This is a genomic window from Tepidiphilus sp. J10 (assembly GCF_006980785.1).
Taxonomy (GTDB): Bacteria; Pseudomonadota; Gammaproteobacteria; order Burkholderiales; family Rhodocyclaceae; genus Tepidiphilus; species Tepidiphilus olei.
Map to the genome: position 1 here is coordinate 277671 of NZ_SBHP01000001.1, position 18243 is coordinate 295913.

Here is an 18243-nt window from a genome sequence, read left to right on the forward strand (position 1 = left end):
GCTACTCCTTTTTCTTGGTCGGCCGTTGCCAGCCGGAAAGGGTGCGCTGCGGCGCCCGGGAGACGGTGAGCGCCTCGGGCGGCGCATCGCGCGTGAGCGTCGTGCCCGCGCCGAGCGTCGCGCCGCGCCCCACCCGCACGGGGGCGACGAGTTGGGTGTCGCTGCCGATGAAGGCGTCGTCCTCAATCACCGTGCGGTGCTTGTTCGCCCCGTCGTAGTTGCAGGTGATGGTGCCCGCGCCGATGTTGACGCGCGCTCCGATCTCGGCATCCCCCAGATAGGCCAGATGATTCGCCTTCGTCTCCGGCCCGAGGGAGGAATTCTTCACTTCGACGAAATTCCCTACATGCACGCCCTGCGCCAGCCGGGTACCGGGGCGCAGGCGCGCGTAGGGGCCGACCACCGCCTGCGGGCCGATTTCAGCGCCTTCTAGGTGGGAAAAAGCTCGGATCTCGGCCCCATCGCCCACCGTGCAGTCGGAAAGCACGCAGTAAGGGCCCACCCGCACCCCGTCGGCGAGCACCACGCGGCCGGAGAAGACGCAGCCGACGTCGATCGTCACGTCCAGGCCGCATTCGAGCGTGCCGCGCACCTCGAGTCGCGCCGGATCGAGCAGGGTTACCCCGGCGCGCAGCAGGCGCTCTGCCTCGCGCCGCTGGTAGAGGCGCTCGAGCGCAGCCAGTTGCGCCTTATCGTTTACGCCGGTCACTTCCGTCGCATCCTCCGCTTCCACGCCGATCACCGGCACGCCGTCGCGCACCGCGGCGGCGACGACGTCGGTGAGATAGTATTCGCCCTGGGCGTTGGCGTTGGTGAGCGCCTCGAGCCAGGCGGGAAGACGCGCGGCCGGCAGCGCCATCACGCCGGTATTGATCTCGGTGATCGCGCGCACGTTCGCATCGGCATCCTTTTCCTCGACGATGGCGCGGATGCGCCCGCCCGCGTCGCGCACGATGCGCCCGTAGCCGCGAGGATCGGGTAGCCGCGCGGTGAGGATCGCCAGCGCCTTGCCCCCCTCGGCCGCCTCCAGCAGGCGGCCGAGCGTCTCCGGCCGCAGCAGCGGCACGTCGCCGTAGAGCACGAGCACCACGTCTTCCCGACCGAGAGAGGGCAACGCCACGCGCAGCGCATGCCCCGTACCCAGCTGGGGGCGCTGTTCCACCCACACGAGATCCGATTGCGACGCAAACGCCTCGCGCACCCGTTCCGCCTCGTGCCCGACGACGACGAGCAGCCGTCGCGGATTCAAGCGCCGAGCAGTGTCGAGCACGTGCGCGAGCAAGGGACGGCCGGCGAGTGGCTGCAACACCTTGGGCAGCCGCGAGCGCATGCGCGTGCCTTTGCCGGCGGCCAGGATCACCACGTCCATCGTCTTCCTTCCGCGAGGGAAAAGGGAATTATCGCGTAGACCCTGCTGCGAGCGGACGGGATGAACGTTTACGAACGTTACGCACCGGCCTGTTCATTCTACTTATACGACCTATAATGGTGCAGAGCAAAAAAACGGAGCCCTTGGTATGACCTCTCTTGCCACCGAATACATCGAGAATCACCCTTTCGACGAAATCCAGATCGGCCAGACGGCGCAGATGACGCGCACGCTGCGCCCCCAGGACATCCCCCTGTTCGCGGCCATCTCCGGTGACATCAACCCCACCCACCTCGACCCCGAGTTCGCCAAAAAAGGGCCCACGCACGAAGTCGTCGGCCATTCCATGTGGGGCGGGGCGCTCTTCTCGGCCCTTCTGGGCAACCAGCTCCCCGGCCCCGGCACCGTCTACGTGCGCCAGGATCTGCGTTTCCATCGCCCCATCGCCGTGGGCGACACGCTCACCGCCAGCGTCACCGTCAAGGAGAAACATCCGGAGAATCACCACGTCGTCTTCGAGTGTCTGGCGGTCAACCAAGATGGGCTCAAAGTGATCGATGGCATCGCCGAGGTCATCGCCCCCACGGAGAAGATCCGCTGCCCCAAACTCCATCTGCCCGAGATCTCGGTCACCGACAAGGAATTGCGTTATCGCCAGATCATGGCGCGGGTGAAGGGGCTCGAGCCCATCACCGTGGCCGTGGCGCATCCATGCGACGAACCCTCGCTGGGGGGTGCGCTCGAAGCGATGCAGGCCGGCATCATCCGACCCATCCTCGTCGGCCCCAAAGCGAAGATTCTCGCTGCCGCGCAAGCGCTCGGGGCGGATCTCTCGGAACTACAGATCATCGACACGCCGCATTCGCATGCCTCGGCCGAGGTCGCCGTGCAGCTGTGCCGCGAGGGCAAGGCGGAGGCCCTCATGAAAGGGTCGCTGCACACCGACGAGCTCATGGCGGCGGTGGTGCAGCGTGACACGGGGCTGCGTACCGCGCGGCGCATCAGCCATGTCTTCCTCGCCGACGTTCCCACCTATCCCCGACCGCTGATGATCACCGACGCCGCCGTCAACATCGAGCCCACGCTGGAAGAAAAAGTCGACATCGTGCAGAACGCCATCGACCTCGCCCATGCGCTGGGTATCGCCGAGCCGAAAGTCGCCATCCTCTCGGCGGTGGAGACCGTCACCTCGAAGATCCGCTCGACGATCGACGCCGCCGCCCTGTGCAAGATGGCCGACCGTGGGCAGATCAAGGGAGGGCTGCTCGACGGGCCGCTCGCGTTCGACAACGCCATCTCGCAGGTCGCCGCCCGCATCAAAGGCATCCGCTCGGCGGTGGCGGGCAATGCAGACATCCTCGTCGTCCCCGATCTGGAAGCCGGCAACATGGTGGCCAAGCAGCTCGAATACCTCGCCAATGCCCTGATGGCTGGCATCGTGCTGGGAGCCAAGGTCCCCATCGTGCTCACCAGCCGCGCCGACACGCCCGAGACGCGCGCCGCTTCCTGCGCGGTGGCCCAGGTGCTCGCGCACGCCAAGCGCACCACCGGCCTTCCCTCCTGACCGACTCCGAGGTATCCCATGCGACGCCCCGCCCTTCTCACGCTCAACGCCGGCTCGAGCAGTGTCAAATTCTCCCTCTTTCTCGTCGAGGATGACGCCATCGTCGAGACGCCCCATGCCTGGGGTCAGATCGACGGCATCGGCACGGCCCATCCCCGCTGGCGGGTGCGCCGCGGCAAAAACCCCAGCGAAACGGTCGCGCTTTCCCTGACAGGCTCGCTCGACCGGCAACATGAAGACGCGTTCACCCACCTCGTCGACTGGCTAAGCACCCACGTCGACGACGTGAAGATCCTCGCCACGGGGCATCGCATCGTCCACGGCGGAGCGCGCTTCCACGAACCCGTGCGGCTCACGCCCGAAATGGTCACGGAGCTGGAGCAATTCGTGCCGCTCGCTCCCCTGCACCAGCCGCACAACCTGCGCCCGATCAAACGCATGCTCGAACGACGCGCCGATTGGGTCCAGGTCGGCTGTTTCGACACGGCCTTCCACACCACCCAACCCTGGTTCGCCCAGATGTTTCCCCTGCCGCGCAAGCTCTTCGACGAGGGCATACGGCGCTACGGCTTTCACGGCCTCTCGTACGATTACGTCAGCCGTCGCCTGCCCGAAGTCCTGGGGGCCGAGCGTGCCAAGGGACGGGTGATCATCGCCCACCTGGGCAACGGCGCCTCGCTGTGCGCCCTGCGCGAAGGCAAGAGCGTGGCCACCACCATGGGGTTCACCACCATCGACGGGCTGATGATGGGCACGCGCAGCGGCAGCATCGATCCCGGCCTCGTGCTGCACCTCATCGAATACGGCGGCATGAGCGTCACCCAGGTCGATCACATGCTCTACAAGGAATCGGGGCTGCTGGGCGTATCCGGCATCAGCCAGGACATGCGGGAGCTGCTCGCGAGCGACGATCCGCACGCCAGGGAAGCGGTCGAGCTCTTCTGCTACCGCCTGGTACGCGAGATCGGGTCGCTCGCGGCCGCCCTCGGCGGGCTCGACGCGCTCGTCTTCACTGCCGGCATCGGCGAGCATGCCGCGCCGGTGCGCGCGCGCGTGATCGAACGGCTCGACTGGCTCGGCGCCGTGCTCGATCCCCAGGCGAACGAGCGTATCGCCGGCATCGCCGGGCGCATCGACGCGCCGGATAGCCGCGTGGCCCTTGCCGTGGTACCCACCAACGAAGAAGCGATGATCGCGCGCTATACCCTGGAAGTTCTGCGGCGGGAAGGCTCTGCTACAATCGCCGCCAATCCTCCAGCCGCCGATGCGAACCGATGAAAGCCAGCCACGCCCACCTCGTCACGCTCAAGGAAGCCCCGGCCGACGCCGAGATCGTCAGCCAGAAACTCATGATCCGCGCCGGCATGATCCGGCGCATCGCCGCCGGCATCTATTCTTGGCTTCCTTTGGGCTTGCGCAGTCTGCGCAAGGTCGAAGCCATCGTGCGCGAAGAGATGAACCGCGCCGGCGCCGTCGAGGTGCTCCTGCCGGTGGTGCAACCGGCCGAGCTGTGGCAAGAATCCGGGCGTTGGGAACACTATGGCCCGGAATTGCTGCGATTCAAGGACCGGCACGAGCGTGACTTCGTGCTCGGTCCCACGCACGAAGAAGTCATCACCGACCTCGTGCGCCGCGACATCAAGAGTTACCGCCAGCTGCCCCGGCATTTCTACCAGATCCAGACCAAGTTCCGCGACGAGATCCGCCCGCGCTTCGGCGTGATGCGCGCGCGCGAGTTCATCATGAAAGACGGCTACTCGTTTCATGCCGATTTCGCCGATCTCGAGCGCGAATACCGCAACATGTACGACACCTACACGCGAATCTTCACCCGGCTCGGGCTGAAGTTCCGTGCCGTGGCGGCCGACACGGGTTCGATCGGCGGCACCGGCTCGCACGAATTCCACGTCATCGCCGACACCGGCGAAGACGACATCGCCTATTGCCCCGCCTCGAGCTACGCGGCCAACGTGGAACTCGCCGAAGCACTGCCCCCGCCCGGCCCGCGCCCCGAGCCGCGCGAGCCGCTCGCCAAGGTGCGCACCCCCGGGGTGAAGACCATCGCCGATCTGGTCGACTTTCTCCACATCCCCATCGAGCGCACCGTCAAGGCGATCGTCATCGAGGGCGAAGACGGTGCACCGGTGCTGCTGCTTTTGCGCGGCGATCACGAACTCAACGAGATCAAGGCGCAGAAACTCCCCGGCATCAAGAACCCGCTCACCTTCGCCGACGAGGCCGCCATCCGCGCCACCTTCGGCGCCGGACCTGGTTCGCTGGGGCCCATCGGGTTCCCTGGCCGCATCATCGCCGACCGTACCGTGGCCAAGATGGCCGACTTCGTGATCGGGGCCAACGAGGACGAGCACCACTACACCGGCGCCAACCTCGGCCGCGACTTCCCCGAACCGGAAGTGGCCGACCTGCGCAACGTCGTCGCCGGCGACCCTTCGCCCGACGGCAAAGGCACGCTCGAGATCTGCCGCGGCATCGAAGTGGGGCACATCTTCCAGCTACGCACGAAGTACTCCGAGGCGATGCACTGTACTTTCCTCGACGCCGAGGGGCGTGAGCGCCCGATGGAGATGGGCTGCTACGGCATCGGCGTCTCCCGCATCCTGGGCGCGGCAATCGAACAGAACCACGACGAGCGCGGCATCCTCTGGCCGGCGGCCATCGCCCCCTTCGAAGTCGTCATCTGTCCGATCGGGGCGGCCAAATCCCCCATGGTGGCGGAAGCGGCCGAAGCGATCTACCGCGACTGTCTCGCCGCCGGCCTCGACGTCGTGCTCGACGATCGCAACGAGCGTCCCGGCGCCATGTTCGCCGACTGGGAACTCGTCGGCGTGCCCTGGCGGGTGGTGGTGAGCGAGCGGGGGCTCGCCGCGGGTCGCTACGAAGTGCAGCACCGCCGCGAACGCGAGGCACGCACGCTCCCCATCGGCGAGGTCGTGACCGAACTCGCGGCCTCGATCAACGCCGAGAAAAAACCGCTGGGGTGAGTTCGGGGCAGCTCCGACCGCGCCGAACGGGCCACGTCAAGCCCCTGTCCTCGCCCTTGCCCACCCTTGGGTGGACGTATTTGGCAAGAATCCGATATACATGATGCAGACGTCGTACCGCCCGCGCTTTTTACCTCGGTCCGCCGCCCGATTCCTGCTTGCGGGGGCGCTCCTGCTCGCCGCGCTCGCCCCCGCTCCGGCGCGCGCCGGAGCGCAGATCTACGAACCGCTCGCCGACAGCGTGCGCGAGGCGCTCTCGGCCATCGTCGCCGATGCACCCGTCGCCCCCGAGCGCATCCGCCGCGATCCGCTCGCGGCCCGCTGGATCGACGCGCAGAGCGAGCGGCTCACCCGCCGCGTCCCCGACCCGGCCGAACGCGAAGAGCTGCTCGCCACGATCTACTATGAATCCGCCCGCGCCGGCCTCGACCCGGAGCTGGTACTCGGCCTCATCGAGGTCGAGAGCGGTTTTCGCAAATACGCCGTCTCCACCGCCGGAGCGCGCGGCTACATGCAGGTGATGCCTTTCTGGGTCGGGCTCATCGGCACGCCGCAGCACAACCTCTTTCACCTGCGCACCAACCTGCGCTACGGCTGCACCATCTTGCGCCACTATCTCGATCTCGAAAAAGGCGACCTCTACCGCGCGCTGGGGCGCTATAACGGCAGCCTGGGACGACCCGAGTACCCCAACGCGGTACTGGCGAACTGGCGCAAGTACCGCCAGTCCGAGCTCAGCCCTGCGTCCCTCCGACGGTGATGCCGTCGACGCGCAGCGTCGGTTGCCCCACGCCCACCGGCACGCTCTGCCCATCCTTGCCGCAGGTGCCGATTCCCGGATCCAACGCGAGATCGGTGCCGATCATCGACACACGCTGCATCACCTCGGGACCACTGCCGATCAAGGTCGCCCCCTTGATGGGGTAGCACACCTTCCCATCCTCGACCCAGTAAGCCTCCGACATGGAGAAGACGAATTTGCCGGAAGTGATGTCGACCTGCCCCCCGCCGAAATTGACCGCATAGATGCCGCGCTCGACCGAGGCGAGGATCTCTTCGGGGTCGTGCGACCCGGCGAGCATATACGTGTTCGTCATCCTTGGCATCGGTCCGTAGGCGTAGGACTCGCGCCGCCCGTTGCCGGTGGGTTTCATGCCCATCAAGCGGGCATTGAGCCGGTCCTGCATGTACCCGACGAGGATACCATCCTCGATGAGCACGGTCGGCTGGGTGGGCGTACCCTCGTCGTCGAGGGTGAGCGAGCCCCGGCGCAAGGGCAAAGTCCCGTCGTCGACCACCGTCACGCCCGCCGCGGCCACCCGCTCGCCGATGCGCCCGCTGTAGGCCGAAGTCCCCTTGCGGTTGAAATCCCCCTCCAGGCCATGACCGACCGCCTCGTGCAGCAACACCCCCGGCCAGCCGGGCCCGAGCACCACGGTGAAGACGCCGGCCGGGGCCGGTCTCGCCTCCAGATTGACCCTCGCCTGATGCACCGCTTCGCGGGCAAGACGCTCGAGCGCCGCCTCGTCGAACGCGGTAAGGCCATAACGCCCCCCCATGCCGCTCGAGCCGCTCTCGCGCCGACCGTCCTGCGACATGATGACGGTGAGCGACAAACGCACGAGCGGGCGCAAGTCGGCGGCGAGCGTTCCGTCGCTGCGGGCGATGAGCACCGTCTCCCACGAGGCCGCCAACCCCGCCATTACCTGTTCGACGCGGGGATCCAGGGCCCGCGCCTTCGCTTCCAGCCGCTCCAACAGCCGCACCTTTTCCGGCGCCGGCAAGGTTCCCACCGGATCGACGGCCGGATAGCGCGCCGGCGGCAGTGCGCCGCGGCATAGGTCCACCCGCCGCTCCTGCCCGAGCGTGGCGACCGCGCGCACGGTGCGCGCCGCCTCCAGGAGCGACGCCGGTCGCAGGTCGTCGGTATAAGCGAGCGCCTGTTTTTCCCCGGCGATCGCCCGCACGCCCACGCCCTGCTCGATGGAAAAAGACCCCGCCTTCACGATCCCCTCTTCGAGGGACCAGCCCTCCACGTGGCGCAGCTGGAAATACACGTCCGCCTCGTCGACTGCATGAGACTGCACCTGCGACAAGGTCGAAGACACGTCCTCCAGCGTCAAGCCGTTGGCCGCGAGCAGCCGCTCTTCGGCCAGCGCCAGTGCATCCACCTTTTCTTCCTTCCTCTCTGCCATCGCCTTCATGCGAATACGCTCCTGATGAATTCCTTTTCACGTCGATGCCGCCACGCCGGCAGCCTGGCGCGGATCTCGTCGATGCGCGCACGCTGCAGCGTTCCCCGCACCACCCCCTCGCCTTCGGCCAACCGCACGCGCACTTCCCCCCAGGGGTCGGCAAGCAGCGAATCCCCCCACGTGCGCCGTCCCGCCTCGTGCCGTCCGCCTTGGGCCGCCGCGAGCACGTAGCACTGATTCTCGATCGCCCGGGCGCGCAACAACACTTCCCAGTGCGCCCGCCCAGTCGTCCAGGTGAAAGCCGCCGGCAGCACGATGAGATCCACGAGCCCCATGGCGCGGTAGAGTTCAGGGAAACGCAAGTCGTAGCAGATGGACAACCCCACCGTCCAGCCTTCGATGTCGACGGTGACCACCGCCTCGCCCGGCTCGATCGTCTCTCCCTCATCGTAGACTTCCTCGCCGTGGCGCAGGCCAAAAAGGTGGATCTTGTCGTAGCGCGCCACGCACCGCCCATCTGGCGCATACACGAGGCAGGCGTTGCGCACCTTGTCGGGCACGTCCGCTTCCAGCGGCACCGTGCCGCCCACCAGCCATATCCCCAGACGCGCCGCCTGCCGCGCCAGCCACTCCTGCAGCGGCCCGGCGCCGAAACGCTCGCGCAGGCGCACTTTCTCCCGCGCATCGGCCGAGATGAGCGCGAAATACTCCGGCAACACCACCAGCCTCGCCCCGCTGTCGACGGCCAGTTCCAGCAGCCGCTCGGCCATCGCCAAATTGTCCACCACGCGCGGCGTCGAGACCATCTGCACGGCAGCCACCATCAAACACGCATCGCTTCGGCCCATCTTCATGGTGTTCTCTCCTCTCCATTCACGGAGACCGGCGGCTCCAGCGGTTTCACTTCGGGCGCGGTCCATGGCCCACTCACGTGGAAGCGCCGCCCCAGGATCCGCCCGAAGGGATCCCCCAGGATTTTCTGGCCGATGAAAGCCAGCGCTCCGGCAATCGGGTTGGCGATCCCCACGGCCACCGCCGCGCTATCCGACAAACGCGGGCGAACCGTGACTTCCAGCTCTTGGGTCTGCTGGCGCAAGTCCACCAGACCGACGATCTCCACCGTGGCACTGGGCGCGGAAATACGCAGATCTCCCGTGGTCAAGTACCCTTCGTTCATGGCAAAAGTACCGAAGAGCCGGTCGAACGCCATGCCTTCCACGAAGACGTCACCAAAATCGAGCAACAAGCGCCGTGGCAAACTCTGCAGGCTAAGGATGCCGAGCAGGCGCCCCACGCCCGGTTCGATCTCCTCGAAGCGGCCATTCGTGATCTCGATCGTTCCACTGCCCCCGAGTCGATACAGATCGAATTCGAGGGGCAACCCCGGCCAACGCCACTGCGCCGTCACCCGACCTTTGCCGCCAACGAGCCCCCCCGTATCGAACCAATGCCGCACCGTCTTGCCCGCATCGTCGATGATCATCGTGGTCTTCAGCTCGGTCAGGGATCGGGCACCGTCGCGCCACATCCCACTCGCCTCGATGCGAAATACCGAGGGCACGGCGAGCGTGAGCGCATCGAGCGACCACCTGCCCGGCGCGAGGCTCGCCTGCAAGGTCAGTGCCCCCAACCAACGGTCGCCCACCCCGAATCGATCGACGGTGAGGTCGAACGCCGGCAAATGCCCTTCCTGTGGCAGGCTCTGTCCCTCGGTCGCCTCCGGCATCATCAACTTCGCAAACCGCCCTTCGAGGCGTTCCGCTCCCCCCTTACCCAAGGTCACACGCACGTTGCCCTGTGCTTCGTCCGCAGCCACCGCCAGCGACCAGACCGGTCCTTTGTTCTCGCCCTGCACACGCACCCGATGCCAATTCCGCGCAAGGAAACGCGCCCGTGCCGTATCCACCTCTAGCGCGACGAACGCCGTTCCCTCAGCCCCATCGCCGATGCCCTCGACCACCGCCAGCCAGCGATCCAGATCGAGCTCGGGGGCAGCAAACCGCAGGCGTCCTCCCTTGCGTGGAGCGGGCGGCGCATCCACCGTGCCCACCACTGCAGCCCAGGCGCCGTCGCGGGCACGCACGAAACGCAGGCGCTCTCCCAGCTGCACCTTGGCCTCCATGCCCGAGGGCAAGAACGCGAATTCCGCCCGGCTCGGCCAACGCGCCCCCGCGGCCTTGTCCAGCGGCGGTGGCAGCTCCGACCCCATACCCGAGAGATCGGAAGTGAGCACCAGCTCCGGCCCATCCTTGGCAAAAGTCATCGTTCCGCTCACCGCCGTCGACCCCGACAGCGGCAGTTTGCCGAACACGGCCGAGAGCTGAGCCGCCGAAAACGACCCTTGCACGCTGAGTTTCGGCGGATCGCCTCCGAGCCATTTTGCCGTCACCGGCGCGTCCCACCACTTGCCCGCGGCCTGGGCCGAACGCACGCCATGCCCGTCGAACACCACTTCGCCGCGGATCTGCTCGATCGGCCAGCCGGTTACTTGCGCCGGGATCCGCCCCTCGGAAAATGTCAACGTCCCGCTCACCCCGTACAACAGATCGCCGGCGAGCGGCAAGGTCAGCGCCAAGCGCAGCGCCGCCTTCGCCTCCAGCTGCACCGTTTCCAGGGCCATGAGTGGCAGTTCTTCGCGCAAAGGACTGGCTGCAGCATAGCGCAGGAAAGCCGGCCACGGCCCCTCGGCCTCACCTTCCACCGTCAATACCGGGATCTCCGCATCGAATAGCGGGATGCGTGCGCGAACCGGACCGAACTGCACACCCTGCGCCCGCGCCTGGCTCACCTCGATCGCCACCACCCCGCGATCGAACGTCACCACCCCCTGCACTTGCTCGAATTCCGGCCACTGCGACGCGAAACGCAGCGTCACCCCGTCGAGCGGCAGGCGCAGCCAGAACTCCCCGCCGTTATCGCGAAACGGGAAGTCGGCGAGCGGCCCGCGCAAGCGGAACTCCACGGCAGAGAGCTTGCCGGCCACCAGGGCATCGTGTAGCCACTCCTGCACGTGCGGCCCTACCGCCCTCCCGGGTAAATAGCGCACCAGCCGGTCGAGCGCCACCTCGTCGAGCGAGCCTTGCAAATCGGCCACGTCGCCGGTGCGCGCCAGCCGATAGTGGCCAGACAACTGCGCCGTGAAATCCTCGGTCCGCAGCCGCCCTTCTTCGAACGTCAGATCGTAGCCGTTGCCATCGTACGCCCAACGCCCCCGGAGCACGCCCTCGGGCACCGCCACCGTCGTGAGCTGTGGCCACACCGCCGGCCAGCTCATCGCCCCCTGCGCGATCGACACCGCGAACTCGCCGCCCGAACGATCCCCGGCGATGTGCCCGCTCATCCCACGCACGCCGAAGGAATCGCCCACTGCCGCCCAGCCCACCTCGTCCAAGGTGAGATCGAGCGAATGCAGGCTCTTGCCACTCGAGACCACCACGCCGGAGACCGACCCCTGCGGCCGCAGACTCGCCGCCTGCGGCCACCACAGCGCGAGCGACTCACCGCCGATCTCCTTCAGGTCGAAATGCGCCTCCACCCGCCCCAGGCGCGAACCGGAGAGCAGCACCACCGCATGCCGCACCGCGCCCGGCGCTTCACCCTCGAACCCCGCCTGCCAGCCCCACACCCCCATCGCCAGGGTGAGCGCCCCTCGAGCCTGCGCCTCATTGCCATCGCGCCGCCAGGTGAGCAGCGCCTTGCCCACTTCAATGCTCACCCCGGTCGGCAAACCGGCCGAGGGCGTGGAACCGCCGGAACGCAGCCGCTGCTCCAGTGCCGCCGCATCGTCCACCCGCACCCGAGCCGCGGGTACGAGCACCTGAACCACCCCTTTGCCGGCGCGCCAGGCCGCCCATCCCCCGCCCAGGGTCACCCGCACGAGCGGCAGCGACGCCTCGGCTTCGCCGGTACGCACTTGCACGTCGCTCGCCACCGCCACCGGCCACCAGCCGTCCCACTGCCCTTCCAGGCGGCCGATCGAGACCTCCATCCCGCTGCGCGCCGAGAGTTCGCGCACCAGCGCCTCGCGCCACAGGTCGAGCTCCGGCCACAGCCAGAACCGCAACGCCGCGAGCAGCATCACCATCAGCACCGCCGCAACGCCTAGGATCATCGCCGCCGCGATCCCCAGCCTGCGCCCCACCGTTGCGCTCATCAACCCCCGAACCCTCCACGACGCATTACATTACAATGGACGAGCCCGCATTGTAACGGACGCCCACCCCGAGCCTGTCATGCCGACCCTGCCCGCTCCTTACGCCGAAACCCTCCGTTACAGCCCCTTCCTCGCGCGTCTGCTCGAATCCCGTCCCTGGCTCACGGAACGGCTCGCCGCCACGCTCGACCTCCCCATCGACCGCGAGGCGATGCAGACGTTCCTTGCCGATCTGCCCGGTCCGCTGCCGTTTGACCCCGACGAACGGCTGGAATCCGCCCTGCGCCGGCTACGCACCCGAGTTCTGGCGCACGTCGCCCTGCGCGATCTCGCTGGCCGCGCCGACCTCGACGAAGTCACCGGCACCATGACCACGCTGGCCGAAGTCGCCCTGGAGACCGCCCACGACCATGCCTTCGAGCGTCTCATCGAACGCCACGGCCGCCCCCTCTCCCCCTCCGGCTGGGAACAGGAACTCCTCGTCGTCGGCATGGGCAAGCTCGGCGGGCGCGAACTCAACGTCTCCTCCGACATCGACCTCGTCTTCCTCTACCCCGAAGACGGCGACACCGCCGGCCCGAAAATCCTCAGCAATTTCGAGTTCTTCGAGCGGCTCGGCCGGCGCATCATCCACCTCCTCGGCGCCCCCACCGCCGACGGATTCGTCTTTCGCGTCGACATGCGCCTGCGTCCGCACGGCGACTCCGGACCGCTCGTGTGTTCCTTCGACATGCTCGAAGACTACCTCCTCACCCAGGGGCGGGAATGGGAACGCTATGCCTGGATCAAGGGGCGGGTGCTGCGCGGCGAGCGCTGGCAGGAACTCGAATCCCTCGTGCGCCCTTTCGTCTTTCGCAAATATCTCGACTACGGCGCGATCGAAGCCATGCGGGCGCTGCACGCCCAGATCCGCCACGAAGTGATGCGGCAGGATCGGCTCGACGACGTCAAGCTCGGCCCCGGCGGCATCCGCGAGATCGAGTTCATCGCCCAGGTGCATCAGCTCATCCGCGGCGGCCGCGACCCCGCACTCCAGATCCGCCCCACGCGCCAGGTCCTGCGTCGGCTCGCCGAACGCGACATCCTGCCCGCCGAGACCGCCGCGGCCCTCGACGAAGCTTACGTCTTCCTGCGTCGCGTCGAACACCGCCTGCAATACTGGGAAGACGCACAGACCCATCGCCTGCCGCGCGACGACACCCAGCGCCTGCTGCTCGCCCAAGCCATGGGCCACCCCGACTGGCCCAGCTTCGAGCGCGAATTACGGCGCCACCGTGAGCGCGTCGCCGCCGAATCCACGCACGTATTCGGGCAAGAAGCGCGAAGCACCACCGTAGCCGTACCGGTACTCAGTGCCGCCGTCGACGAACTCGAACACTGTCTGCAAGAACGCGGCTTCGCTCGGCCCCAGGAGCTCGCCCGACGCATCGACGCCTTCCGCACTTCGCCGCGCACCCGGGCGCTCACCGCCGCCGACCGCAACCGGCTCGACGCCCTGCTGCCACGCGCCATCGACATCGCCGCCACGCACCCCAAACGCGACGAGGTGCTCGAGCGCCTCCTCGAACTCTTCGAGGCCATCGGCCGGCGCAGCGCCTACCTCTCGCTACTGCAGGAATACCCGCAGGCACTGCGGCGCGTGGCCGAGCTCGTCGGCGCGGCGCGCCAGGCCGCCACCTACCTCACGCGCCACCCCATTCTGCTCGACGAAATCCTCGACGAGCGCCACCTCGACGAAGAACCCGACTGGCCCACCTTCGCGCACGAGCTCGAGCGCCTGCTCGATGCCCTCGAACCCGATGCCGAACGCCAAATGGACCTGATGCGCGAACACCACCATGCCCAAGCCTTTCGCCTGCTCATGCGCGACCTCGCCGGGCGACTCACCGTGGAGCGCCTCTCGGACCACCTCTCGGCGCTCGCCGACACGCTGCTCGACCTCACCCTGCGCTACGTCTGGCGCAAGCTGCGCCGCCGCCACACCGACACCCCGCGTTTCGCCGTGATCGCCTATGGCAAACTCGGCAGCAAGGAGCTGGGTTACGTCTCCGATCTCGACCTCGTCTACCTCTTCGACGACCCCCACCCCGACGCACTCGAAACCTACACCCGCTACGCCCAGCGCATCAACACCTGGCTCTCCACCCGCACCGCCGCGGGCATCCTCTACGAAGTCGACCTGCGCCTGCGCCCCGACGGCGAGGCCGGACTCCCCGTCACGCCGCTCGAAGGCTTCCATCGCTATCAACGCGAGAAAGCCTGGACCTGGGAACACCAAGCGCTCACCCGCGCCCGCTTCTGCTCCGGCGACCCCGAACTCGGCGCGCGCTTCGAAGCCATCCGCCGCGAAATCCTCTGCCTGCCGCGCGATCCTGCCAAGCTCAGGGAAGAAGTGCTCGCCATGCGGCAAAAGATGCGCGACGCCCACCCCTCCCATCCCGGCCTCTTTCACCTCAAACACGACCCGGGCGGACTCATCGACGTCGAATTCCTCGTGCAATACCTCGTGCTCGCGCACGCCCACGAACACCCCGAACTCACCGCGAACACTGGTAACATCGCTCTGCTACGCTGTGTGGCAGACTTGGGTCTCATCGACGCCACGCTCGCCCGGCAGGTCGCCGACGCCTATCGCGAACTGCGCCGGCTGCAGCACCGCCAACGCCTCGACGAACTGCCGGCCGTCGTCCCCGAAGGCGAAGCCGCGGCCCTGCGCGAGCCCATCATCGCCCTATGGCGGCAAATTTTCACCTGATGCACGAGGAGCAGACATGGCCGTCGAAACCGAACTCAAGCTCGGAATCCGCCGCGGCGATCTGCCGAAGCTGCGCGCCCACCCCCTGCTCGCGACGGCGCGCCACCATCCCCCGGTGCGCGTCGACAGCACCTATTACGACACCGAAGACGAGACCCTCGCGCGCCACGGCATCGCCCTGCGCCTGCGCCGAATGGCCAGACGCACCCTACTCACGGTCAAGACCGCCGCCCCCAGCCGCGGTGGTCTCTCCTCGCGCAATGAATGGGAAGTTCCCTGGCCGGGCGCGTTCGACTTCGCCTTCGTCGAAGACGACGCCGTGCGCGAGCGCCTGGAAAAAGCGAGGGAACGCCTCGAACCGCGCTTTCGCACCCGGTTTCGCCGCGAACTCTGGGAACTCCCCTACGGCGAGGGACACATCGAGATCGCGCTCGACCTCGGCCGGCTGGAAGCCGGAACGGCTCATCTTCCCCTCCACGAGCTCGAACTCGAGGCCTACGACGTCCCCGCCATCGAACTCCTCGCACTCGCCCGCGCATTGGCCCAAGACCTCTCGCTATGGCCCGAAAACCTCAGTAAAGCCGAACGCGCACGCCAGCTCGCCGCCGGCACCTGGGCCGCCCCCGTCAAAGCCACGGAAGTCGAGCTCGATCCCAAGGACGACCCCCTCGCGGCGCTGCGCACGCTCGCCGACGAAGTGCTCGCCCACTGGAGCGGCAACCTGGCGCTGCTGCCCTACCGCCACGACCCCGAATACCTGCACCAGATCCGCGTCGCGCTGCGCCGGCTAAGGGCGCTGCTGCAGATCTTCGAGCCGGTCACCGGCCCTGAATTCGCCGACGAGTGGCGAACCCGACTCGGCGAGCTCGCCACCGAGCTGGGGCAGGTACGCGACCTCGACGTGCTCCTCGACGAGCTGCTCGCCCCCGCCCTCGAACGCTGCCCCGTCGAACGCGAAGCGCTCGCCGAACTCGCGGCGCGGCTCTCCGGCGAGCGCGACAAACTGCGCCGCCGCAGCGGACGGCTCGACCCTGGCCGCCACGGACGGGTACTCCTCGACTTCCTCGCCGCGCTCGAGGCGCTGCCCGGCAACGCCCTCATCCGCGCCAGCGACCTGCGTCACTTCGCCCGCGACCGGGTCGCAGCGCTACGCAAGAAAGCCCGCCGGCGGTTCGCCGCCCACCTCGCCGAGCCTTTGCCCGAAACAAAACATCGGCTGCGCATCGCCCTCAAAAAGCTGCGCTATGGACTAGAATTTTTTCAATCCCTGTGGCGAGGCAAAACCACCGCCCGAGCGCTCGTCCGGCTCAAACGTGCCCTCGACGTGCTCGGCCACGCCCAAGATTGGCACGCGGCGCAAGACATGCTCACCCAGCGGCAAAAACGCCATCCCGACGAGCGGCTCGCCGCCGCCGTACTGCTCGCCTGGCACCACGAGCGCATCGCCCGTAACTCTGCCGAGATCCTCGGCAACCTCGAAGACTGGCTCGAAGACGACCTCACTGGATGACCGACATGGACCTGCTGTTGTGGCGCCACGCCGAAGCCCACGACGGGCACGACGATCTCGCCCGCCCCCTCACCGAACACGGACACCGCCAGGCCAAACGCATCGCCCGCTGGCTGGAGCGGCATGCTCCCGAGAATCTGCGCCGCTGCTGTAGCCCCGCGCGCCGCGCCCGTGAAACGCTCGAAGCCTGGACCCGGTCCTACGAACTCCTCCCCGACGCCGCCCCCGGGGCCGCCCCGCTGGCCGTGCTCGCCGCCATCGGCTGGCCCGACCTCGAGCGCCCCACACTCATCGTCGGCCATCAACCCACCCTCGGCGGTATCGCCTCCCTCGTCCTTGCCGGGCAGCAAAGCACGTGGTCGATCCGGCGCGGCGCCCTGTGGTGGTTCAAACGCCGCCAGCGTCACGGCCACGCCGAGACGGTGCTGCGCGTCGTGCTCGATCCGGAACTGCTCGACTAAGACGCCATTCGAGGCGAGCGGTACCGACCGGCTCTTTCTTGCCTTGCGGGCCGTACCCTCTTGCCGCGCAACGCGTAAACCGGCCTCGCACGGTTGCAGATCAAGGAGCCCGTAACCCGAGACCGAAAAACCGTCCCCCTCATCCCCTATTGCAGTGCATCAAGCATGGGATTACACTCATTTCTTTTCGCAACAAGTTGCAACAATGGCTCAAGATACCGTAACCTCACCACCCAACGGTACGCGGCGCGTCATCGATGGCGTCGAGCGGGTCTATTACGACGGTTACTGGGTCAAGACCTATCCCATCCCCAAAGACACCGTCCAGGCCAAACGCACCCTCATCGCGGCCCTCACCCGGCGGCTCTTCAATCACGTCGAACACGGCCTGAACGTGCCCGGCAAACGGCTCGACGAGGCCCGTGCCGCCTATGAAGCCGAAACCAATCCACAGAAGAAACGCGTCAAAGGCGCGATGCTCGCCGGGGCGCTCTTCAATCGCGCCACCGACATCTTCACCAAGCTCACGGAGCTCGAAGAGCTCGGCGTCAAGATCAAGCCCGACAACGAACTGATGCGTGAATGCGGCCGCTGCCTGCAAGAAGCGCTCTCCTTGGGGCGGCTCGTGCTCCACCGTAGCGGCGAAGAGGGCATCGACGAACTCTGGGGCGAACCCTTCCGCGCCTTTTCCATCCCCATCGAAGATTTCTACGAAAGCCGCTACCTCAAAATCGCCTGGTCGATGCGCGACATCGACCGGATCGCTCAAGTGATGTCCGCCACCATCGGACACCACCCTTTCTTCCAGGGCGTCACGCCCTACGTCGAAGCCTACGCACGCGCCGCCAAAATCAAGACCGAAACACTGCGCACCGACAAAGAAATTTTCGACGTCTGGGCCGACTTCGTCGTCGCTGGCGAAAATCTCACCAATTACAAGCCCAAGCTACCCGCCCCTCCCACGCGTGAAGAGCTGCTACTCATCACCGATGGAGAGCGCCTCATACTCGATGGCAAGGAACTCATCGGCCACATCACCCGCGCCCGAACGCCCATGCCCAAAAGTACGCAAAACTACATCGCCCGCTGCGAACATTTCGCCACGGGGGCGCTTGCCATCACCCGGCACCGGCTGGTCGCCTGAAACAACCGGGCACCACGAAAAGCCGTTGCCTGCGGCTGCAGGGCAAGGCATCCGGTGCACGGAAGATGACGTCGATCACACAGCGAGACG

12 protein-coding genes are annotated in these 18243 nt (G+C 67.2%); 8 read left to right on the forward strand and 4 right to left on the reverse strand.

Annotated elements, in window-relative coordinates; translation table 11 throughout:
* Position 1: 1 nt before the first annotated feature.
* Positions 2–1369, reverse strand: coding sequence for a bifunctional UDP-N-acetylglucosamine diphosphorylase/glucosamine-1-phosphate N-acetyltransferase GlmU (glmU, locus tag EPD81_RS01380; protein ID WP_142803646.1), 1368 nt, complete (start codon positions 1367–1369; stop codon positions 2–4).
* Positions 1370–1517: 148 nt separating this feature from the next.
* Here glmU and EPD81_RS01385 point away from each other — a divergent pair, with 148 nt between their 5' ends.
* The 4 genes from EPD81_RS01385 (at position 1518) to EPD81_RS01400 (ending at position 6695) form a co-directional block, all read left to right on the forward strand.
* Positions 1518–2933 carry a bifunctional enoyl-CoA hydratase/phosphate acetyltransferase gene (locus EPD81_RS01385; RefSeq protein WP_142803647.1) on the forward strand — a complete coding sequence of 472 codons (1416 nt, stop codon included), beginning with the start codon at positions 1518–1520 and terminating at the stop codon, positions 2931–2933.
* An 18-nt stretch (positions 2934–2951) separates the two neighbouring features.
* Positions 2952–4211 (forward strand): acetate/propionate family kinase, encoded by a 1260-nt coding sequence (locus EPD81_RS01390; protein WP_142803648.1) that lies wholly within the window; start codon positions 2952–2954, stop codon positions 4209–4211.
* Positions 4208–5935, forward strand: a complete 1728-nt coding sequence (locus tag EPD81_RS01395; RefSeq protein ID WP_142803649.1) for a proline--tRNA ligase — start codon at positions 4208–4210, stop codon at positions 5933–5935. The genes EPD81_RS01390 and EPD81_RS01395 overlap by 4 nt, the downstream gene beginning before the upstream one ends.
* 100 nt (positions 5936–6035) lie before the next feature.
* Positions 6036–6695 carry a lytic transglycosylase domain-containing protein gene (locus EPD81_RS01400; RefSeq protein ID WP_221929157.1) on the forward strand — a complete coding sequence of 220 codons (660 nt, stop codon included), beginning with the start codon at positions 6036–6038 and terminating at the stop codon, positions 6693–6695.
* Here EPD81_RS01400 and tldD read toward each other — a convergent pair.
* From tldD to EPD81_RS01415, 3 genes are read right to left on the reverse strand one after another with little or no spacing between them, the layout of a single operon-like run.
* Entirely contained in the window at positions 6670–8130 is a 1461-nt protein-coding gene (tldD, locus tag EPD81_RS01405) for a metalloprotease TldD (protein ID WP_142804230.1), read from the reverse strand. The genes EPD81_RS01400 and tldD overlap by 26 nt on opposite strands.
* A gap of 5 nt (positions 8131–8135) precedes the next feature.
* Positions 8136–8984, reverse strand: a complete 849-nt coding sequence (locus EPD81_RS01410; protein ID WP_221929159.1) for a carbon-nitrogen hydrolase family protein — start codon at positions 8982–8984, stop codon at positions 8136–8138.
* Positions 8981–12283 carry a YhdP family protein gene (locus EPD81_RS01415; RefSeq protein ID WP_142803650.1) on the reverse strand — a complete coding sequence of 1101 codons (3303 nt, stop codon included), beginning with the start codon at positions 12281–12283 and terminating at the stop codon, positions 8981–8983. Before EPD81_RS01415 ends, EPD81_RS01410 begins: the two co-directional genes overlap by 4 nt.
* Positions 12284–12362: 79 nt before the next feature.
* Between EPD81_RS01415 and glnE the strand changes: the two genes are divergently transcribed.
* The 4 genes from glnE to EPD81_RS01435 all read left to right on the forward strand — a co-directional run bounded on the left by glnE (position 12363) and on the right by EPD81_RS01435 (position 18153).
* Positions 12363–15038 (forward strand): bifunctional [glutamate--ammonia ligase]-adenylyl-L-tyrosine phosphorylase/[glutamate--ammonia-ligase] adenylyltransferase, encoded by a 2676-nt coding sequence (gene glnE / locus EPD81_RS01420; protein ID WP_142803651.1) that lies wholly within the window; start codon positions 12363–12365, stop codon positions 15036–15038.
* A 16-nt stretch (positions 15039–15054) separates the two neighbouring features.
* Positions 15055–16548 carry a CHAD domain-containing protein gene (locus EPD81_RS01425; RefSeq protein WP_142803652.1) on the forward strand — a complete coding sequence of 498 codons (1494 nt, stop codon included), beginning with the start codon at positions 15055–15057 and terminating at the stop codon, positions 16546–16548.
* Positions 16545–17009, forward strand: a complete 465-nt coding sequence (locus EPD81_RS01430) for a histidine phosphatase family protein (RefSeq protein WP_221929160.1) — start codon at positions 16545–16547, stop codon at positions 17007–17009. Before EPD81_RS01425 ends, EPD81_RS01430 begins: the two co-directional genes overlap by 4 nt.
* A gap of 205 nt (positions 17010–17214) precedes the next feature.
* Positions 17215–18153 carry a hypothetical protein gene (locus EPD81_RS01435; RefSeq protein ID WP_142803653.1) on the forward strand — a complete coding sequence of 313 codons (939 nt, stop codon included), beginning with the start codon at positions 17215–17217 and terminating at the stop codon, positions 18151–18153.
* Positions 18154–18243 lie beyond the last annotated feature (90 nt).